The following is a 19,911-nucleotide window of genomic DNA, read 5'->3' on the forward strand; positions in this document are numbered from 1 at the left end:
AAAAAAATTGTATTATTTTCAAAAAAAATCAAAAAAGAAAAGGTGAGATAAAAGCGAAATGCTTTCATCATTCAGACGGCGCTGCCGCTTTAAGTTTGAAATATTCAAAAATATCCGATTTTTACGTTGTGAGTGTAATTCTCAAGCGGTTTTAACTTGTAATCTTCAAGAAGCACCTCATACGTGTTTTTTATGGGGACGGAGAGAGAAATTTCTTTTGTTCGGCCGTAGCGGCCTTTGCTGACGACAACAGCATTAATTATGCCGAGCATATCAAGTTCCGACATCAGATCCGTAACGCGGCGCTGTGTCAAAACATCCGTGTCAATTGCTTTGCAGAGCTTCCGGTAAATGTTGTACACTTCGCCCGTCGTAATACTTTGAGGCGACAGATTCTGATTCTGCGCGCTGATATTGAGCGTGACGATGCTGAAAAGCACAAGCTTGGACTGAGTCGGAAGCGTGCGGACGACTTCAACGACGCGGTCGACTTCGATTTTGTCCTGCGCGACGCGGACATGAATTTCCGTCACAAGTTTTTCCTCGCGGCGCTCGGCGATTTCACCGGAAACGCGAAGCAAATCAAGCGCGCGGCGGGCGTCGCCGTGTTCCTGAGCGGCCAAAGCAGCGCAGAGCGGAATGACGGAGCCGTCTAAAACGTTTTCATTGTAAGCCATTTCAGCGCGCTGATAAAGAATATCGCGGATCTGATCGGCATCGTAAGGCGGATAAATGATTTCTTCTTCGCCGAGCGAACTTTTAACGCGCGGGTCTAAAAAGTCTGTGAATTTCAAGTCGTTTGAAACGCCGATAATGCTGACGCGCGCCTGTTTTAAACTTGAATTGATACGGGATAAATTGTAAAGAACATCATCGCCCTTCTTGACGAGCTTATCGATTTCATCCAAAATGACGATGAGAACCTGCTCTCTTGTGTCAAGCGCTTCTTTAAATTTTTGGAAAACCTGGTCAGTCGGCCAGCCTGTCATCGGAATATCTTCGCCGAAATGACGGGCCAGATTTGCCAAAAGCCTGTACTGCGTGTCGATCACTTCACAATTAACGTAAATCACGGAACATTTGACGCCCATTTTTTCGCTCATATTTTCAAGCTCTTTGCCGACATATCGCGTCACGGCCGTTTTTCCCGTTCCTGTTTTCCCGTAAATGAGAATATTTGACGGTGTCTCTCCGCGAAGCGCGGAAACCAAAATCGTTGCCAGTTCTTCCGTTTGTTCATCTCGGTGAACCAAAACGTCCGGCGTGTAAGAATGTCTGAGAACTTCCTTGTCTTTGAAAATGGATTCATTTTCAAGAAGGCGTTCAAATAATTTGTTGAGGGAGTTTGTCATATCGTTAATCTCCTGTGAGATAGTCGAATGCGGCAAAAAACCGCATGAGTAAACCATAAACCTAAATATTCAAATACAACTGAAAAACCGCAGCAACGAACAAGCGCGTTTGATTTCAGCGAAACAGATCCAATAATTTGACGATTACGCTTTTAGCGTTCGTATTTTTATTTTGAATTGAATCTTTACATCTTGTAAGATTGAATCTTTATATCTTGTAAGAAACGAATTTTAAAGTCCGTTTCCGATTCTCGAAAAGTCAATGAAAAGAATGAAGCATTTGTGTTTTGCGTGTCATCGGCTTCATTTGTTTACATTTTTTAATTAATGTGATTTGTTTAAATGTGCTTTCGTTTTGATTATTGTTTTATTATCGTTGTTATTTTTATTGTATTTTTTTGTTATTGTTTTTTTTGTCGTTTTTTTGTCGTTTTTGTTGTCGTTTTTGTTGTCGTTTTTGTTATATTTTTTGTTGTTTATTGTGTTTCGAAGAGCGAATAAATGTGGCATGAAATTTCGCTTTTTCGAAAGGTCGGCTTGCAATTCAAACGTTCTTTACGTTATGTCATATTTTTTAACGATTCAAACGTTTCATGCAAAAATTTGCGTAATTACATGCAATTGAAGTAAAGGTATTAAAGCTTATGGGAAATACACCCCTTTATTTCCAATGGAAAAACGACATCAAGTAAGCTATCAGATATATATTTTATTTTTCCCCGAATGAACATTTTTTAATAAAATGTCACGGTTGTTTCGAATGAAAAACGCATGCGAAAAACGCGGCACTGTCGAATTTTCAGTTCATCGGAAACAGGGGGAGCTGAAAACGGCATTTCTTTTGGAAACAGAATTTTTTTTGAGAGCTTTGTTTCTTGACGAAAAAATAAGCAATTGTAATTGAAAACGTAATTGAAAATGTAATTGAAAATACAAAAAACGAGCTTTTTTCATTCAGATAAAATTTCATGAGTCTCATCATATTAGGTATGTTGTAATATATTTGCTATATCTAATTGCATTCTACAATTCTAATATTTTTAGTTATATCGTAATTATTTCGGATAAACGAACATGTTTTTATATGATGAAATTTGAGTTACTGATACTCTTAATTTTTCGTTTAAGATTCCCGTTATTTCTGTTTGCCGTTTCTGATTTAATCAAATACCTGTGAATTCATAATCGGAATGCAGGTCCGAGATACAAATCAAAACATACCAAAACAAACCGAAAAACAATGAAAAAATACAAGGGGATAGGGAATAAAAATGAAACTTAAAGGGTTATGCGAATAGCGAAAGTGATTATTTATGATATCCAAACAAAAAAAATTATTTAAAAGAAAGGGAGACAAATTTGCCGCCGTTTCGATGATACTCATCATCGTTCTCGTGCTTCTGACGGCAATGATGTCCGGCTGCCTGAATCAGGGAACAGATTCTGATTCCAACGGCGGTTCCGCCTCAGGTTTTTCTTCATCGCTTGATGATAGCAATGAAGAAGAAAATGATGAACAAAATGAACAAAACGATACTGAAACAAACGCTTCTTCAATGGGATCATCATCTCTGCCGGATGTCGTTGTCGCGAATTCAAGCGGCGGTGGCGGAAGCAGCAGAAGCAGTTCAAGTCCGTGGCTGGCATCCGTGAGCAATCCGTTTATCGGAACATGGGTTTCCGACCCTGACGAACTCGGAATTACACTTGTTTTCACCGGTTATTCTGACGGCACTTTTGATTATGAAATGCAGAATTTAGGCGAATATGCCGATGACTATCCTGCCGAAGGATCCGGTGCCTATATTGTCAGAGAAGATTTGGACGGCACGAATGTGATGGTTTCATATTTTGATTTCGGCATCGCTAAAAGCAACAGCTTTACCGTCAAATCCGATAATGTGATTGAAGTGACTGAATTTGTTTTAGTAATTGATGAAGAGATTGAAACAAGCAGCAAAATCCTTGGTGAAACAGTTAATTTCACAAGAAAAGGAGAACTTGTTCAATCTGATTACGTTGACACTGTGTTGCCGAGCAACATTTTCATGGAAGCTTCCGAACTCGGATGGGGCGCGGATTTCCCCGAGCCGGATGAGGATATGGCTGTCTTTGTCGAGTCAGTATTGGGCAGAGATTATTACTCTTCGTTATGGGAATTTGACAATGAAGGAAACGCTGTCTGCACATTCATTGGTTTCGGAACATTGATGAATGAATTCGGAATGGAAATGGATTCAAAAGACATACCGTATTTCTTCTCATATGTCATTTACGATGATGATGACAACCCCTATGACGGTGTCACTGTCCTGTATACGGAAGACGAAAGCGGAAATCAGCTTTTTGTTTAGGAATTCGAATATGATGCAACATCTGCAACAATGACATTTGATCGCTACTTGATCGACAATGGTGAACAGGTCATCAAAGATGCGACAAATACATCTTGGCCATATCCTTATGTAAATTCGAAAGTAATTGAAAAGGGCAATAACGAAGCTCAAATGTTCTTCTTATCAATGCCTGAAACGGATGAAATGGCTGAATATACAAAAATTGCCGAAGATGAAGGAATAACATGGGCTCACGAATATACAGTTCCGGAAAACAGCTATACATCTGAAGTAACCGGCATGTTCAACCAAATGGAATCGGGCGGACATTATCCGTCGGGATTCAGTTTCACTATTGAAACAGAAACGCCGACAAACGGGCTTTCTCCTGCAATCGGCTTCAATGCATTCTTTGAATTTACACCGGAAAATTTGGGTGAAGACAGATATAACGGATTAGCCGCGATACTGCAAACCCAAGATTCATACGGTACATGGGCGCTTCCCGAAGCGGATGTTTTGACAGGTTTGGGCGTTCACATCTATCAAATGAATGGATCAATGCCTGAAGACATCACAGAAGGTGTTTCATTCGGAATTGACACGACTGACGCGGATGACGGCCTGCTCCTTCTCAGTTACGGTGCCGTTATGGCTGACACAGATGTCGTATTTGAAGGAAAAGCACTGAATCTCAGCGGCGAAGATGAACTCGTTTGGAGTGACGGAATCGCTGACGGTGTGATAACCGGAAAATGGTGGGTCGGTCTTGATGACGACGACTATATGGCAGGCGGTGCCGGTACTGCAACTTCGCCTTACGAAATTGAAACCGCTGAACAACTCAACCGTGTTCGTTACGGTTTGGACAAACATTATGTTCTGATTGACAATATCGATCTTTCAGGATATGACAACTGGGAACCTGTCGGATCCTACGTTCCGTTCTCAGAAGATGATGAAGAAAACCCCGACTTGGATTATGCCTTTACAGGCAGTTTAGACGGCAACGGTTTCACCATCTCGAATCTGACGATTGACCGTTCCGATGAAGCCGGTGTCGGTTTGTTCGGATGTGTTGTCGGACCGACAAAGAGCATTGAAATCACAGGCATGAGCTGTTCAAACTGCGCCAACCATGTGGGTGCGGACATCTTAGAAGTTGACGGCGTGAAATTCGTTCAGATTGACACCGTTATCGGCGGCGTCAGTACGGCAAAAGTCATTTTGAGTCAGGATATCGAAAATATATGGGCTGATGAAGCTGGCTTAGATGCTGCGCTGAAAGAAGCGGTGGAGAAGAGAAAAACGGCGGGAGACATCACGTCCTTGTCTGTAACCGGACCTTCAGTATCTGATTTGATTGTTGAAGATGTCAATGTCGACGGTTCTATGTTAGTCGGCGGTGTCATCGGTTATGCTGTGTACTGCAGCTTGGAAAATATCATTCTGCAAGAAAACAACAGCATGAATACGATTACGGGAAGCGCGATGGTCGGCGGTATTGCCGGCGGCGGTTTCGCTGATTTGATCGGCTGTGACGCTGCGGCAGATGTCATCGTTGTCGGTGACGGCGGAAGCATGGCAGGCATTTTGGCAGGCGGCATGGAAGAGAGTCGGCTGATTGATTGTACGGCTGTCGGAACAATTACAGCTGAAGGCAATGGTGTTCAAGGAATCGGCGGTCTTGCAGGTTGTGCTTTTAAAAGTGAGCTTGTTGAAAATTGCTCTGTCGGCAACGCCGAAATAACTGTGACCGGCGTCGGAAATAAATTTATCGGCGGTTTGCTCGGCATGGCAGGAACGACTGACGGCGGCAATCCGACTGATATTTTGAATTGTACCGTTGAAGATGTTGACATCATTGTGACCGGTTCTTCCTATGTCGGCGGTATTGTCGGCGCAGGATACTTTATGGATGAAGATACGGCTGCTGCAATTGTTGCAATGTTAGATGCAATGTTAGAAACAAATGCTGTCTCTCAAGAAGAATACGATTCTCTTCTTGAAGACTATTCTCAATATTTCACTCCGAGCGTGTTTTACATTGAAAATTGTACAACAAGCGGTACAGTTACTGGCGGTTTTGAGTTTATCGGAGCCATTGCAGGCAACTGTGACGATGATGCTGTGGCAGCTGATTGTACCTCTGACATGACATGGGATGGAAATAATAATTTTAAGAATATCAATACGCCATCTTTTGCAGGCAGCGGTACTTCTGATGATCCGTATCAAATTGAAAACGCAATGCAGCTTAATAAAGTGCGTTACGGCTTAGACCGGAACTATCTTTTGACGGCTGATATCGACCTCGAAAACAAAGAATGGCAGCCGATCGGCGCTTACGTTCCTTCCGAGGATGATGATGAACTTCCTGTTCTTGAAGCGGCTTTTACCGGCACTTTTGACGGCGGCGATTTCACCATTTCAAACATAATTGTTGATCAAGAGGATGGATGGGGCGTCGGTTTGTTCGGCTGTGCCTTTGAATCTGCAATCAGTCATCTGACCGTTGAAAATGTCAGCGTTACAGGATCCGCATTAGTCGGCGGTGTTATCGGCTACGCTGTGGAATGTGATTTGGATAATGTCATTCTTTCCGGTGATGATAACACAGTAAGCGGCTGGGCAATGGTCGGCGGTCTTGTCGGCGGCGGTTTTGTCGATTTCGATGATTGTCACGCCTCGGCAAATATTATCGTGTCAGGCGATGAAGGACAGAATGCGGGTATTTTAGCCGGCGGCATGGAAGAAAGTTCTTTTGTTGACTGTACTGCAGAAGGTACGATAACGGCAGACGGTGATAATGTCCACGGGCTTGGCGGTCTTGCCGGGTGCGCAATGGAAAGTATGTTTGTGGAGAATTGTTCCGCAAATGTCACCATTAATGCCGGCGGAGAAAACAATCAATTAATCGGCGGTCTGCTCGGATTTTCCGGCACAAGCGATGAAGGAAATCCGACAGTGATTTCCGGTTGTGAAGCTGAAGCCTACATTACTGTTGATTCTTCCGCTTCCCGTATCGGCGGCATCATTGGCGGCGGATTCTTCCGTGCAGGATATGAATCATATCACCCTGTTCCGACCATATATGTTATTACAGATTGTGAAACGACAGGCACTATCATCGGAAGTTCTGATGCTGTCGGAAGTATTGCAGGCCACTCCTACAAATCTACGGTGGAAAGTTGTACCGGCAGTATGACTGACGGCAACGACCCGCTTCCTGAAATCGGGGAGGAACAGTCTGAATAAACAAAATTTGATTGATAAAATCATCAAATAAAATCGATTTAAACGGCATGAAACAACAACATTTTCGTTTCATGCTGTCACTTATTTTTTCTTTTGTGTTTTTGACACAACACTCATTTTCACGTTTTTTAATTCGGCTCTTTCGATTTTTTGTTTTTTCAAAAAAAGCGACTCGAATCTTTAAAAATTAAGAAAAGCGGAGCGGCTCGCGCGGGCGGCTGCTTTGCGGGCAGCAGCGGCAAACGCAAACCTGATTGGAAGCGGCAACTGTTACGGCAGGTAACAGCGGCAACTGTTACGGCAGGTAACAGCGGCAACATTAAAGACAGTTGCAGATTGACAGGCTTAGCAGGAGCCGGCAGCAATAAAAGACAGTCGCAAGACAGTACTTTGCCGGCACAGGAAAACAATCCATGATCAGCAGTTTTGCATTTTTCGTTTCGTTTGGGAAGAATCTCCAACTCCTTCTTTCCTCCGCTGCGCTTCGGAAACGCGTCGTTGGAGGGGGGGTTTTGAAATTTTATTCAATCCAAAATTCAATTGAAACATCATTTTTCATAAAAATTATTCAAAAACGGAACGCCTTCTTTTATCCAAAGATTAAACATTTTTTAAGGTTTTATCGGGCGTTCAGGTTCAACATTTATTGAAATTGGATGTTTGGGTTTCATCTTGAAAAACGAAAAAAAACGAAGGGCAAATTTGAAAATATTATGAAAAACGGAGCAGTTCGCGCGCGGCAGCTGCTGCAAAATTAATATGAAAAAGAAACGAAAAAGAAGCGAAAAAGAAATAAAATCAAATGAAAATAAAAAAGAACGGAATAGAGGTTTAAACCTCGTATCCCGCGCTTGCGACTGCTTTCTTCAAAGTGTCGGGGTTTGTTTTAAAGCCGTCGTATTCAATTGTCGCTTCGCCTTTTTCAAGGTTGACGGTTGCTTTTGAAACGCCGTCAACATCTTTTAACGCGTCTTCAACTCTTCTCTGGCAATGGCCGCAGGTCATGCCGCCGACTTTAAAGGTTACTGTATCCATATTTATGTCTCCTGTGAATGAATTTTTAAATCAATCTGTTTTTATTTCAGATTAATTATTCAATTCGAGTTTATGTTTAATTAGTTTTTTATTGATTCGATTTTGAACCAAATATTATGACATTTGATATCGAATGAATGAGCTTTTATTTTTTTTGATTTTTTAATTTTGTTTTTTAATTTTTGTTGCTCATTTATTCAATTTATCAAAGACATCGATAATTTCGTTGATTTTTTCTTCGCGCTCTTCCGGAGCGCCGTCAAGCGCCTCGCTGACGCAGCCCGACAAATGCCCTTGAAGAACGATTTTGGACGTCTTTCTTAAAACGGCCTCGCTTGCCATAATTTGATGAACGATATCAATACAATATTTGTCCTCTTCCACCATCTTAATAATGCCGTCAATCTGGCCGCGAGCCGTTTTAAGCAGTCTCAATACGACTTTTTTATCTGCTCTCATCTTTTTTCCCTCTCAATTTTAATTCATTCGTTTTTGAATTTGGTTTTTTGAATTTGGTTTTTTGAATTTGGTTTTGATTTTTCTGAACAATATTTCCTCTCAACGCTGAATTGAAACAACCGTGTAACCCTCTTTTTCAACAGCCTGTTTCAGCGTTTCATCATCGACTTCATTTTCAATGAATACGTTTGCCGTTCCCGCTTCCCAATCCACTTTTGCAGAAACGCCGGGAATTGCATTCAGCGCTTTTTCGACATGCTTCTGACAATTAATGCAGGTCATGCCGTCGATTTTCATCATGATGTCCGGCTTCTTTTCAGGCGCGGATTCTTCCGAATCTGCCAAACTCTTTTCTGCCAATTCCTTTTCTACCGGTTCTGCGGATGTCTTTTCTGCTGATGCTGCCGAACTCTTTTCTTTCGGCTCTTCGATTGGATTATCTTCCGGATAAATCGGACACGTTTCGGGCGGCGCTTCCGTCGTGAATTTCGGCTTGAAAAATCTCAGGCGAAGCGCGTTTGTAACAACGAAGAGCGATGACAAACTCATTGCGGCAGCCGCAAACATCGGATTGAGCTTCCATCCGAGGATCGGATAAAAGAGGCCGGCTGCAAGCGGGATTCCCAAAATATTGTAGAAGAACGCCCAAAACAGATTCTGTTTGATATTTCGAATCGTTGCGTTCGACAGCTTAAAAGCCGTAACGGCATCCATCAAATCACTTTTCATCAAAACGATGTCCGCGCTTTCGATTGCAACGTCCGTTCCGGCGCCGATTGCAATGCCGACATCCGCACGCGCAAGCGCCGGCGCGTCATTGATGCCGTCGCCGATCATCGCAACTTTTTTACCCGATTCCTGCTGTTTGCGGACGATTTGTTCTTTTCCTTCCGGCAAAACGCCTGCAATCACGTGATCCGGGTCAATGTCAAGCTGTTTTGCAATCGCGTTTGCCGTTCTTTCATTGTCGCCCGTCAGCAAAATAACGTCAATGCCCATGTTTTTAAATTCGGCAATCGCGCGTTTGCTGGTCGGCTTGATCGTATCGGCAATCGAAATGATGCCGAGCAATTGATTATTTTTCGCGAAATAAAGCGGTGTTTGCCCGTTTTCGGCAATTTCATCAGAAATCGAAGCGATTTTTTCAATATTGATTCCGTCAGTCGTCATCATTTTTGCGTTGCCCGCCATAATGCGGTCGCCGTCAACAACGGCTTCAATACCGTGACCCGCTGTTTGTTTCAAGTCAGATGCTTGAATCAAATTCAGATTCATTACCGCCGCTTTTTCAACAATTGCGTTGGCAAGCGGATGTTCGGACAATTTTTCAACGGACGCGGCGTAAGTCATCAATTCTTTTTCCGTGACGCCGTCTGTCGGATAAATGCCTGTCACAGACGGTTTTCCGACGGTAACGGTTCCGGTTTTGTCCAATATAACAACATTTACGGTGTGCGCCGTTTCAATGCTCTCGGCATTTCGGAATAAGATTCCGTTTTCAGCGCCTTTGCCGGTTCCGACCATGATTGCCGTCGGCGTTGCAAGCCCGAGCGCGCACGGACAGCTGATAACCAGCACGGCAATGCCGATTGAGAGCGCAAAATTGAACGGATGACCGAGCAGCAGCCATACGATTGTCGCCAAAATCGCAATCGAAATGACGACCGGAACGAAAACGGCGCTGACGCGGTCAGCCAACTTGGAAATCGGTGCTTTGCTCGCGCTTGCTTCTTCGACCAAACGAATGATTTGTGCAAGCGTCGTGTCTTCGCCGACGCGGACCGCTGTCATTTTGATAAATCCTGATCTGTTGACGGTGGCGCCCGTTACGCTGTCGCCGACTGTTTTTTCAACCGGAATGCTTTCGCCGGTAATTGCCGATTCGTCGATTGCAGCCGTTCCTTCAATGATTTTTCCGTCAACGGGAATGCTGCTGCCTGTTTTTACGATTAAAACATCGCCGACGGCGACATCTGAAATCGGAATTTCAACTTCGGCGCCGTTCTTTTCAACCAAAGCCGTTTTCGGCGCCAAATCCAATAGTCTTGTAATCGCGTCGCTTGTTTTTCCTTTGGAGCGGCTTTCCAAGTATTTGCCGACCGTGATCAATGTCAAAATCGTTCCGGCCGATTCGAAATACATATCCATGTGATATTGTTCGACAAGAACAAAATCTGAAACGGCAAGACCGTATCCCATTCGAACGATTGCGTAAATGCCGTAAATAATAGCAGCGGATGAGCCGATTGCAATGAGCGCGTCCATCGTCGGCGCGCGCTTCATCAGGCTTTTGAATCCGTTGATGAAATATTTGCGGTTGAGATAAGCGATTGCGAGTGTCAGAAGAAGCTGAGCCATGCCGAAAGCGATTGCGTTTTCATGTCCGCTCAAAAAAGACGGAAGCGGAAGACCGACCATTGGCGCCATCGCGATGTACATCAGCGGAATCAATAAAACAATAGACCAAATCAAACGCTTTTTCATCTCTTCGGCTTCGGCTGCCGCAGGATTTGCCGCGCCGGTCTGTGCTGCCTCTCCCTGTCCTTTTTTAGTTTTAGAGTCGGCAGGAAACGCACCGTAGCCGGCGTCCGTCACGGCTTTGATAATGTCCGTTTCGGTGACGGCGGTTTCATCGTATTCGACCATCATTGAATTTTGCAGAAGATTGACAGATACGCTTTTGACACCGGCGAGTTTGCTGACGGCTTTTTCAACGTGGCTGCTGCAGGCGGAACATGTCATTCCGGTGACGTTGAATTTTTGTTTGATTTTAAGGCCTCCGTGATTATTTTATTATTCTTTTAGTTTTTGATTAATATTTTTCCTTTGAAGACTATACCCCCGTGGGGTGTTCATGTAAAGAGAATTAAAGTGTATTCTATATAAATTTTGTTCGCAAATTTTGCTCGTGACCGACCTTCGGTCGGTTTCTCACAAAATTTCATAGGGCGGGGGGAGGGTGACGTTTGTAAAAAAATTTTGCTCGGCTTCGCCTCACAAAATTTCATGGGCAGTTAAGGGCGGTGTTTGTAAAAAATTGCTTCGCAATTTTTGAGGGCTTCGCCTGTTTGCAGTTGGAGTGTGGTGTTTGTTTGCAGTTGGAGTGTGGTGTTTGTTTGCAGTTGGAGTGTGGTGTTTGTTTGCAGTTGGAGGGAGGTGTTTGTTTGCAGTTGGAGGGAGGTGTTTATTGAAAAATCGCTTACGCGATTTTTTGCCGTCCGGCTTCGCTCCAAACCCGCCCCGCTCACGCGCGAGCCGCACAATTTTCAAAAAAGGAATCGAATAAACAAATCACGGGTTTCAAAAACGAATTCATAAATGAATCCCGATTCAAAATGAATAAATTCCAAACCGTTTCTTTTATATAGAAGTTCAAACGTGTTTTAGTTGTAATTTTTCCGTGAATTGTCCGAAAAAAAGCGTTTTCTCATAGCATTTTCGGCAAAGGATGAATGGATGTCGGGAGTGACCGTTGCGGTCCGGGAAGCACATCCGTTCGGGAATGTCAAAGCAATTTCGGGAAAGTCCTTCGGCAGCATTCAAAATATCATTCAAACTTGATTTTGATTTGACTTTGATAAGATTTTGAAATGTTTGCTCAAATCATTATCCGTATCGTCGTTTGAAAAAGCAGGATTGACGCTTTTGTTCAATGATTATTGCGCATGATGATTTTATCGATAAAAATCGATCATATTATAATCATAATATATTCAATTATATTCAGATGAATTCACTAAAAGGAGACGTAATATGTCAGGACAACCCATTTTCATTTTAAAAGACGGCAGCAAGCGCACCCGCGGAAGGGATGCGCAGGGCAACAACATCATGGCGGCAAAAGCAGTCGCTGAAGCCGTCAGAACAACACTCGGACCCAAAGGAATGGACAAAATGCTTGTCGACTCCATGGGCGACGTTACAATTACAAACGACGGCGCAACCATTTTGAAAGAAATGGACATCGAACACCCCGCCGCAAAAATGATCGTCGAAGTTTCCAAAACGCAGGACGAAGAAGTCGGCGACGGAACAACCAGCGCGGCAGTCGTTGCAGGCGAACTTTTGAAGAAAGCCGAAGATCTCATTGACATGGACATCCACCCGACCGTCATTGCATCCGGTTACAGACTCGCAGCCGCAAAAGCAGTCGAGCTCGTTCAGGGACTTGCAAAAGATATCGATGAAAACGATGTCGACCTTTTAAACAGCATCGCAGCCACCGCCATTACCGGCAAAGGCGCAGAATCCGCAAAAGCACTTTTGGCCAAAATCTCCGTCGAAGCCGTCACAAGCGTCGTTGACGAAACAAACGGCAAGAAACAAGTCGACAGAGAACAGATCAACGTGGTCAAAAAAGTCGGCGGACGCATTGAAGATTCCGAACTCATCAAAGGCATGATCATTGACAAAGAACGTGTTCACAGCAACATGCCCGAAATGGTCAAAGACGCGAAAATCCTTCTTTTAAACGAAGCCATCGAACTCAAAGACACCGAAATCGACGCTGAAATCTCAATCACCTCACCGGACCAGCTCCAGCTTTTCCTCGATCAGGAAGAAGCCATGATCAAAGCAACCGTCGACAAAGTCATTAACAGCGGCGCAAGTGTCGTTTTCGTCCAAAAAGGCGTTGACGACATGGCACAGCATTTCCTTGCAAAGGCAGGACTCATGGTTGTCCGCCGTGTCAAGAAAAGCGACATGGAAAAACTTTCCCGCGCAACCGGTGCTGCTTTGATTTCCAACTTCGATGAAATCGCAGCAGACGACCTCGGCTACGCCGCACTCGTTGAAGAAAAGAAAGTTTCAGGCGACGCCATGATCTTCGTTACCGGCTGTGAGAACCCGAAATCCGTTTCCATCCTTCTCCGCGGCGGAACTGATCACGTCATTGACAGCATCGAATCTGCGCTCGAAGACTCACTCCGCGTTGTCGGCGTCGTCATCGAAGATAAGAAACTTGTTGCAGGCGGCGGCTCACCTGAAGTCGAACTTTCACTCAGGCTCAACGAATACGCAGCAACACTTGAAGGCAGAGAACAGCTCGCTGTCCGCGCCTACGCAGAAGCGCTTGAAATCATCCCGAAGACGCTCGCAGAAAACGCAGGTCTTGACCCGATTGACATGCTCATGGACCTCCGCTCCAGCCACGAAAAAGGTTTGAAGACAGCCGGTCTTGACGTGTTCAAAGGTGAAGTCGTTGACATGTGGAAAGAGTTCGTCGTCGAACCCCTCCGTGTGAAGACTCAGGTCATCAACGCAGCAACCGAATCCGCAGTCATGATTCTCAGAATTGATGACGTGATTGCAACCACCAAATCCCAAGGCGCCCCCGGCGGCATGGACATGGGCGGTATGGATCCGGGTATGGGCATGGACATGCCTTAATTTGAAAATTAAAAATAAATCAAATACAAACAGAGATTTTTCTCTGTTTTCCTTTTCTTTTTTAAAATAAAATCGCTGAGCGAACGCTGTTAATTCATTCATTTAAAATGTGATACTGATAATTATTAAAAAACGATTTAAAACCCGGGCTACTGATAATTGTTAAAAAACGATTTAAGATCCGGGCAAGTATGAAAATGCATTGATAAGCCAAAACCAAATAATAATACCGCCAAGAATCAATAAACCGGCTTCAATGGTCGGCACTTCATCGTTATGGATCTTTTTCATTGCTATAATTAAGAGAAGAGGCGCTGCTGCCATTACAATAAGAGAAGCGTAAGCAAAAATTGCATATGTTGACATTTTTAATTTCTCCGCAAAACGATTTTCATAAAAATTCAATTAATTTGATTTTATGTTTGAAGTTATTTCGCAGAGATTAAATGCCAATCTGTATAAAAAAATTCGTATATATTCTAACATAAAAATTAAAATTAAAATTAAAAATAAAAATAAAATTAAAAATAAAAAAGAAAGGAGCAAAAATTAAATGCTCCAATCCATACTTTTTTGCTGAGTATTATACATTCCGGCGTACAAACCGTTGTTTTGAATCAATTCATCATGCGTTCCTTCTTCAGAAATCCTTCCGTTATCCAAAACAACAATTTTGTCGGCGTTCTTGATCGTTCTCAATCTGTGAGCGATCACAACGACCGTTTTGGAAGAAATCAATTCGGAAAGCGCTTTTTGAACTTCATCTTCATTTTCAGGGTCAAGCGATGCGGTCGCTTCGTCGAGAAGAACGATCGGCGCGTTTTTCAGCAAGGCTCTTGCAATTGAAATGCGCTGGCGTTCCCCGCCGGAGAGGCGGCTTCCGTTTTCACCGATCACCGTTTGGTAACCTTCAGGCATTTTATCAACAAAAGAGTTGCAGCGCGCAGCTTCTGCCGCCGCGTAAACTTCTTCATCCGTTGCGTCGTGGCGGCCGAGTTTGATGTTGTTAAACACGGTATCGTCAAACAAAACGACATCCTGGAACACAAAAGACATGTATTCCATCAAATGTTCCGGATCGACCGTTTTAATGTCGATTCCGCCGACTGCGATTCTGCCCGAATTTGTATCCCAAAAGCGCGCGATCAATTTTGAAACCGTACTTTTTCCGCTGCCGGACGGACCGACAAGCGCTGTTACTTTTCCCTCCGGAATCGTTAAACTGATGTTTTTGATCGCGTTTTCTTTGTTGTAACTGAACGCAACATTTTGGAAAACGATATCATATTTCTGAATCGGAATGTTTTTATCACCCGTCATCAGCGGCTCATTTCGAAGCGCCGCTAATCTTTTCAGCGACGGCTCCAGGAAGAAATACTCGCTGATCATCGTCAAAACAGTTGTCAGCGGACCGTAAATTCTGGACGCGATAATCAAAAAGATCAGGAAGACAAAGATATCAAGCGTTCCGCCGAGGAACAAATAAACGCCGACCAAAACTGTCAACGGAAGTCCCATTTGAAGAATGACTGAAATGCCGACCGTAACGGTTCCCACGACCAATTCCAGCAAAAACGAATTCTTCATCAGATTCTTCAAAGATTGCTCAAGCGCCGAAAACTTGCTGCCGCCGAGCTTGAACGCTTTAATGACTTTCATGCCTTCCAAATATTCCTGCGTTTTATCGGCGGCGTCTAACTTGCTTTTGTGCAGTTTCTTATCGTATCTTGTCTGCAAATTCTTGGACAAATAAATCAAAAACAGCGCAATCGGAAACGTAATAAACGTCGCAATCCCCATTCTCCAGTCATAAACGATCAATATGATCATAATGAGCGTAATTGAGATGATCTGCCCCGCCAACTGCGGAACAAGATGCGAGAGCGCCGTTTCCATACGCGTACAGTCCGCCATGATCGTCGTCGTCAAATCCGTGAGATCTTTTTTATTGAAAAAGCTCAGCGGCAATTTTCGAAGGCGCTCGGCGAGTTCTGTTCGGACATTGCCGACTTCGGTGTAAGCGCTGACATAACATTTGTTGTATTCATTCGCATACGCAAGAGCCGTTAAAATGATGCCGGCCAAAGCGATTCCAAATGATACCCATAACATTTCCACATCAATTGCCTGACCTAAAAACGGCTTCAGCAGTTCGTAAATAAAAACAGAGACGGAGATTGCCGGAATGAAAAGAACCAAATTGGTCAAAACAACGGCAGCAATCGCTTTTTTCAAATCCTTGTATCCTTTTTCCGAAAGATAATTTTTGATTCGAAAAACCATCAGACCCGAATTGTCGGAGCCGAAAAGGTCGCCGAATTCATCTGAATTATTTCCTTTACTGTGAGACATTTAAATCACGCTCCCCTTTGCGTTCGTTTTACTCTCTTTCGTGTTCGTTTTATTTTCTTTTGTGTTCGTTTTATCTTCTTTTGTGTTCGTTTTGTTTGCTTTTTCCGTATCCGAATTCGTTCCGGAAATGCGCCACGTCAATGTCGCATTGTAAGCATCCCACATCTTTTTGTAAGCGCCGTTCTTTTGAATCAGATCGTCATGAGTGCCGCTTTCGGCGATTTTTCCGTCATCCATCACAATGATCTGATGAGCCGAACGAATCGTCGGCAATCTGTGAGCGATCATGATTACGGTTTTTTCTTTCACCAATTCTTTAAACGCCTCCTGGATCTTGTACTCGTTTTCAGGGTCGGCAAAAGCGGTTGCTTCATCCAATACAATAATCGGCGAATTTTTCAAAATCGCGCGCGCAATTGCAATTCTTTGCCGTTCGCCGCCGGAAAGATGAATGCCTTGTGAATTGATGACCGTATCATAGCCGCTCGGCAGATTTCGAATGAAATCATCGCATTGCGCCGCGCGTGCCGCCGCTTGAACTTCTTCGTCCGTTGCATCGGGTTTTCCGATGCGAATGTTTTCATAAACGGTTTGCTTGAACAGGAAAACGTCTTGGAAAACGAAGCTGACCATATCCATCAAATCATCCGTTTTCAAGTCGCGGATGTCGGTATCGCCGACGTAAATCGCGCCGCCCGCAACGTCCCAAAAGCGCGGGATCAAATGCGCGATCATGCTTTTTCCGCTTCCGGATTTGCCGACAAGCGCCGTAATTTGTCCTTCTTCCGCTATGAAACTGACATCCGTCAGCGCGTTGTGGTTCGGGTCTTCTGTGTAAGAGAAGGAAACATTTTCGAAACGAATGCTTCTGCCGATAACCCTATTCGGCTTGACGGGGTTTGCTGGCTCTTTAACGGACGGCGTGTTGAATGTTTCATCCATTCTGTTGATCCCGTCAATGATAACGTCGCCTTTATTGCTCACATACATAAGTTTCATGAACGGAGAAACGACGGACGCGGAAAAGATCAGATAGAAAATGAATGTCAAAGCAAAAGCGGTGTAATCTGTTGTCCGCGTGACCCACCAAATGCCGACCGGAATGATGAAGAATGAAATGTTGTTCAAAATTGTCACAAAAGCGGTCATCGGGGCGCGGCACATGTAGGTGTATTGAATACAGAATTTGGTGTAATTCATAATGGAGTCATGGAATTTTTTGAAAGAATAAACGGTTTGGTTGAAAATTTTGATCACGGAAATGCCGCGGACATATTCAACGGCTGACACGTTCATGTCTTCTAAGGCGTCCTGATATGTTTTCAAATACATGACTTTGTTTTTGCCGCCGAATGAAATCGCCTGAATCGCATAAGCGAGAATGATCGGAACCAAACAGATCAGACCGACGCGCCAGTCGAAATACAAAAGCAAAAGAACCAAAACGATCGGCGCGGTGAACGAGCCGACCAAATCGGGAAAATGGTGCGCGATGAAAAGTTCGATGCCTTCGATATTTTCATCCATGACTTTTCTGAGTTTGCCGGTGGCGTTTTGATTGAAGTAGCCGAGCGGAAGCGTTGCAAGTTTTGCCGCGAAATCGATTTTCAAATGGTAAAGCGTTTGAAACGCCGCCAAGTGCGAACACATCAGAGAGACGAACATTGTGACAACGGTCAGGAGAATGGCAATGACGATGTAAACAATGTATGTCATCAGCAGCGACCCGTCAATTTGACTTAAGTCGGAGAGGTGCGGTAAAATCTCTTTTAAGACCAAATAAAGAATGATATAAGGAATAAATGAACAGGCGACGCTGATTATTGAAAGGATGGCGGAGGCAAGCATGTACCACTTTTTGTAAAAAGCAATTTCAAACAGTCTGGCTCGACCTTTTTTAACAGTTTTCGTATCCTCCGATAACTGTTCGCTGTCATTTTTTTGAAAGAACGAATCTTGATTTTCATAATAATTACGAGACATAAAGATCTCCTGCAAGTCCGAAATGATTCGGCTGCGTACTGCGTATTTTGAATCGGCTGCAGGGTTGAAAATGCAGCCGATATTGCCGGCACGGCCGGAAACGAGCTTAAATTTCGGTTGCGGACAATACAAATTAATGCGCGGCAAATCGAAATTTTATAACAATGTATCATAAAAACAATCGGGGGCGTTTTTGTAACTTGAAAAATAAGAGGGCCTGTTTGAGGTGACAAAACAGGCCGTCGGGGTTGGATTGAAAAATCTGCCTGATTTCTGATTCAATGAATCGGAAATCTGATTTTGTTTTCGTCATTTGGAAATAATTTTGATATGATAAATATATTTCGGTTAAACGAAATAAAACATTTGTAAAATAAAATTCATTTTGTTTCCCGGATTTGTGCCGCTGTGCCGCGTGCGGGCTGCTCCGTTCTGTCGTTTTTAATCAAAATTCGTCGTCGATTTTATTCAACACAAAAAATATAATGAAATCAATCTTTTAGTTCATACAATTCAATAAATCAAAACAAATCAAAAACAAATCAAAAATAAATCAAAATAAATCAAAAATAAATCAAAATAAATCAAAAATAAATCAAAAATAAATCAAAAATTCATTCAAAGGAGAATTTCAAATGCCCGTTTCATCTCTTCAGCCCGGCGATAAAGCGCCTGATTTTTGTCTGCCGAATCAGAATTCGGAAAATGTTTGCTTAAAAGATTTCAAAGGAAAATATGTCGTTCTTTATTTCTATCCCAAAGACAACACCGCCGGATGTAAACAGGAAGCTGTTGATTTTTCGGCGCTTAAAAATGAGTTTGAAAAAAACGGCGCTGTCATTCTCGGCGTCAGCAAAGACAGTGTTTCTTCTCATCAGAAATTCATCGAAAAAGCGGAACTTACGATTACGCTTTTAGCCGATCCTGAACTCGAAGTCATCAAAGCTTACGATGTTTGGCAGCTTAAAAAATTCATGGGCAACGAAAACATGGGAACCGTTCGAACAACATTTTTGATTGATACTGACGGAAAAATCGGAAAAGTTTGGAATAATGTTCGCGTTAAAGGTCATGCTGAAATCGTTTTGGACGAGCTGAAAAATTTAAAATAATTTTTTAGATGAAACAAAAATTGAACATCAAGTCAAAAAATTAAAAAATTTCATCTTTTCTTTTCGATTATTTTTAAAAAATTGTGTCGTTTGCGCGCGGCGGCAGCTGTCGGAAATAAGTCGGCGGCAGCAATTGCAGAAGACAATTGCAAGAAAGAAGATGGAAAGAAGAATGATTGAAAAATGATTGAAAGAGAGATTAAAAAATGATTGAAAAATGATTGAAAGAGAGATTAAAAAATGATTGAAAAATGATTGAAAAATAATTTAAAAATATTTGAAAAAACGAAGAATTCATGACTCAAAAGAGCCATGAATTTTTTAAGAATTATTTTTTGTGGAGAAGATGGTATGCGGCATATGCTGCGAATGCTGCTGCTGCGCCGTAAACAATATACCTTTCATTCTGTGAAAGTTTCTTGCCTTTGGCTTTTTTCTTCGCTTTTTTGTTTTCTTTCTTTTCCTTTTTCTCTTTTCTGTAAGCGTTGATCATGTCAGCGTAATGTGCTTCTTTCTCTTTCCAGGCTCTTTTTTTGCTGTTGATTTTTTCTTCAAGGATTTCATTGATTTCATCAAGATCAATCTCAATGTCAATTTCTTCCCATCCGTCCTCAGCGTTCACGGGGATAGAAC

General features: G+C 43.0%; 14 protein-coding genes. 5 read left to right on the forward strand and 9 right to left on the reverse strand.

The features are described 5' to 3' along the window. Positions 1-104 precede the first annotated feature (104 nt). Positions 105-1,352 carry an ORC1-type DNA replication protein gene (locus MmiHf6_RS07075; protein ID WP_316557096.1) on the reverse strand — a complete coding sequence of 416 codons (1,248 nt, stop codon included), beginning with the start codon at positions 1,350-1,352 and terminating at the stop codon, positions 105-107. 1,373 nt (positions 1,353-2,725) lie between these two features. On the opposite strand from MmiHf6_RS07075, the gene MmiHf6_RS07080 reads away from it, so the two are divergent. Beyond that, complete coding sequence (locus MmiHf6_RS07080; protein ID WP_316557097.1) at positions 2,726-3,706, forward strand: hypothetical protein; 981 nt, start codon at positions 2,726-2,728, stop codon at positions 3,704-3,706. Positions 3,707-3,736: 30 nt separating this feature from the next. After that, entirely contained in the window at positions 3,737-6,946 is a 3,210-nt protein-coding gene (locus MmiHf6_RS07085; protein ID WP_316557098.1) for a heavy-metal-associated domain-containing protein, read from the forward strand. Positions 6,947-7,104: 158 nt separating this feature from the next. On the opposite strand, the gene MmiHf6_RS07090 is transcribed toward MmiHf6_RS07085, so the two are convergent. From MmiHf6_RS07090 to MmiHf6_RS07105, 4 genes are all read right to left on the reverse strand, one after another. Then, positions 7,105-7,356, reverse strand: coding sequence for a hypothetical protein (locus MmiHf6_RS07090; protein WP_316557099.1), 252 nt, complete (start codon positions 7,354-7,356; stop codon positions 7,105-7,107). 421 nt (positions 7,357-7,777) lie between these two features. Next, positions 7,778-7,981, reverse strand: a complete 204-nt coding sequence (locus tag MmiHf6_RS07095) for a heavy-metal-associated domain-containing protein (RefSeq protein WP_316557100.1) — start codon at positions 7,979-7,981, stop codon at positions 7,778-7,780. A gap of 189 nt (positions 7,982-8,170) precedes the next feature. Beyond that, entirely contained in the window at positions 8,171-8,440 is a 270-nt protein-coding gene (locus MmiHf6_RS07100) for a metal-sensing transcriptional repressor (protein ID WP_316557101.1), read from the reverse strand. 99 nt (positions 8,441-8,539) lie between these two features. Continuing rightward, positions 8,540-11,209, reverse strand: a complete 2,670-nt coding sequence (locus MmiHf6_RS07105; RefSeq protein ID WP_316558656.1) for a heavy metal translocating P-type ATPase — start codon at positions 11,207-11,209, stop codon at positions 8,540-8,542. 282 nt (positions 11,210-11,491) lie between these two features. Between MmiHf6_RS07105 and MmiHf6_RS07110 the strand changes: the two genes are divergently transcribed. Together MmiHf6_RS07110 and thsA are read left to right on the forward strand one after the other, a co-directional pair. Then, a complete protein-coding gene (locus MmiHf6_RS07110) occupies positions 11,492-11,758 on the forward strand; it encodes a hypothetical protein (RefSeq protein ID WP_316557102.1) in 267 nt (88 codons plus the stop codon). Between the two features lie 435 nt (positions 11,759-12,193). Continuing rightward, positions 12,194-13,831: a thermosome subunit alpha gene (thsA, locus tag MmiHf6_RS07115; protein WP_316557103.1), complete on the forward strand. Its 1,638-nt coding sequence runs from the start codon at positions 12,194-12,196 to the stop codon at positions 13,829-13,831. Positions 13,832-14,005: 174 nt separating this feature from the next. On the opposite strand, the gene MmiHf6_RS07120 is transcribed toward thsA, so the two are convergent. The 3 genes from MmiHf6_RS07120 to MmiHf6_RS07130 all read right to left on the reverse strand — a co-directional run bounded on the left by MmiHf6_RS07120 (position 14,006) and on the right by MmiHf6_RS07130 (position 18,298). Continuing rightward, complete coding sequence (locus MmiHf6_RS07120) at positions 14,006-14,197, reverse strand: hypothetical protein (protein WP_316557104.1); 192 nt, start codon at positions 14,195-14,197, stop codon at positions 14,006-14,008. Between the two features lie 183 nt (positions 14,198-14,380). Further along, positions 14,381-16,183 carry an ABC transporter ATP-binding protein gene (locus MmiHf6_RS07125; protein WP_316557105.1) on the reverse strand — a complete coding sequence of 601 codons (1,803 nt, stop codon included), beginning with the start codon at positions 16,181-16,183 and terminating at the stop codon, positions 14,381-14,383. After that, positions 16,184-18,298: an ABC transporter ATP-binding protein gene (locus tag MmiHf6_RS07130; RefSeq protein ID WP_316557106.1), complete on the reverse strand. Its 2,115-nt coding sequence runs from the start codon at positions 18,296-18,298 to the stop codon at positions 16,184-16,186. A gap of 503 nt (positions 18,299-18,801) precedes the next feature. Here MmiHf6_RS07130 and bcp point away from each other — a divergent pair. Then, positions 18,802-19,278 (forward strand): thioredoxin-dependent thiol peroxidase, encoded by a 477-nt coding sequence (gene bcp / locus MmiHf6_RS07135; RefSeq protein ID WP_316557107.1) that lies wholly within the window; start codon positions 18,802-18,804, stop codon positions 19,276-19,278. Between the two features lie 328 nt (positions 19,279-19,606). Here bcp and MmiHf6_RS07140 read toward each other — a convergent pair whose 3' ends face one another. After that, positions 19,607-19,900, reverse strand: a complete 294-nt coding sequence (locus tag MmiHf6_RS07140; RefSeq protein WP_316557108.1) for a hypothetical protein — start codon at positions 19,898-19,900, stop codon at positions 19,607-19,609. Positions 19,901-19,911: the final 11 nt, after the last annotated feature.

This window comes from Methanimicrococcus hongohii (genome assembly GCF_032594095.1).
GTDB lineage: Archaea > Halobacteriota > Methanosarcinia > Methanosarcinales > Methanosarcinaceae > Methanimicrococcus > Methanimicrococcus hongohii.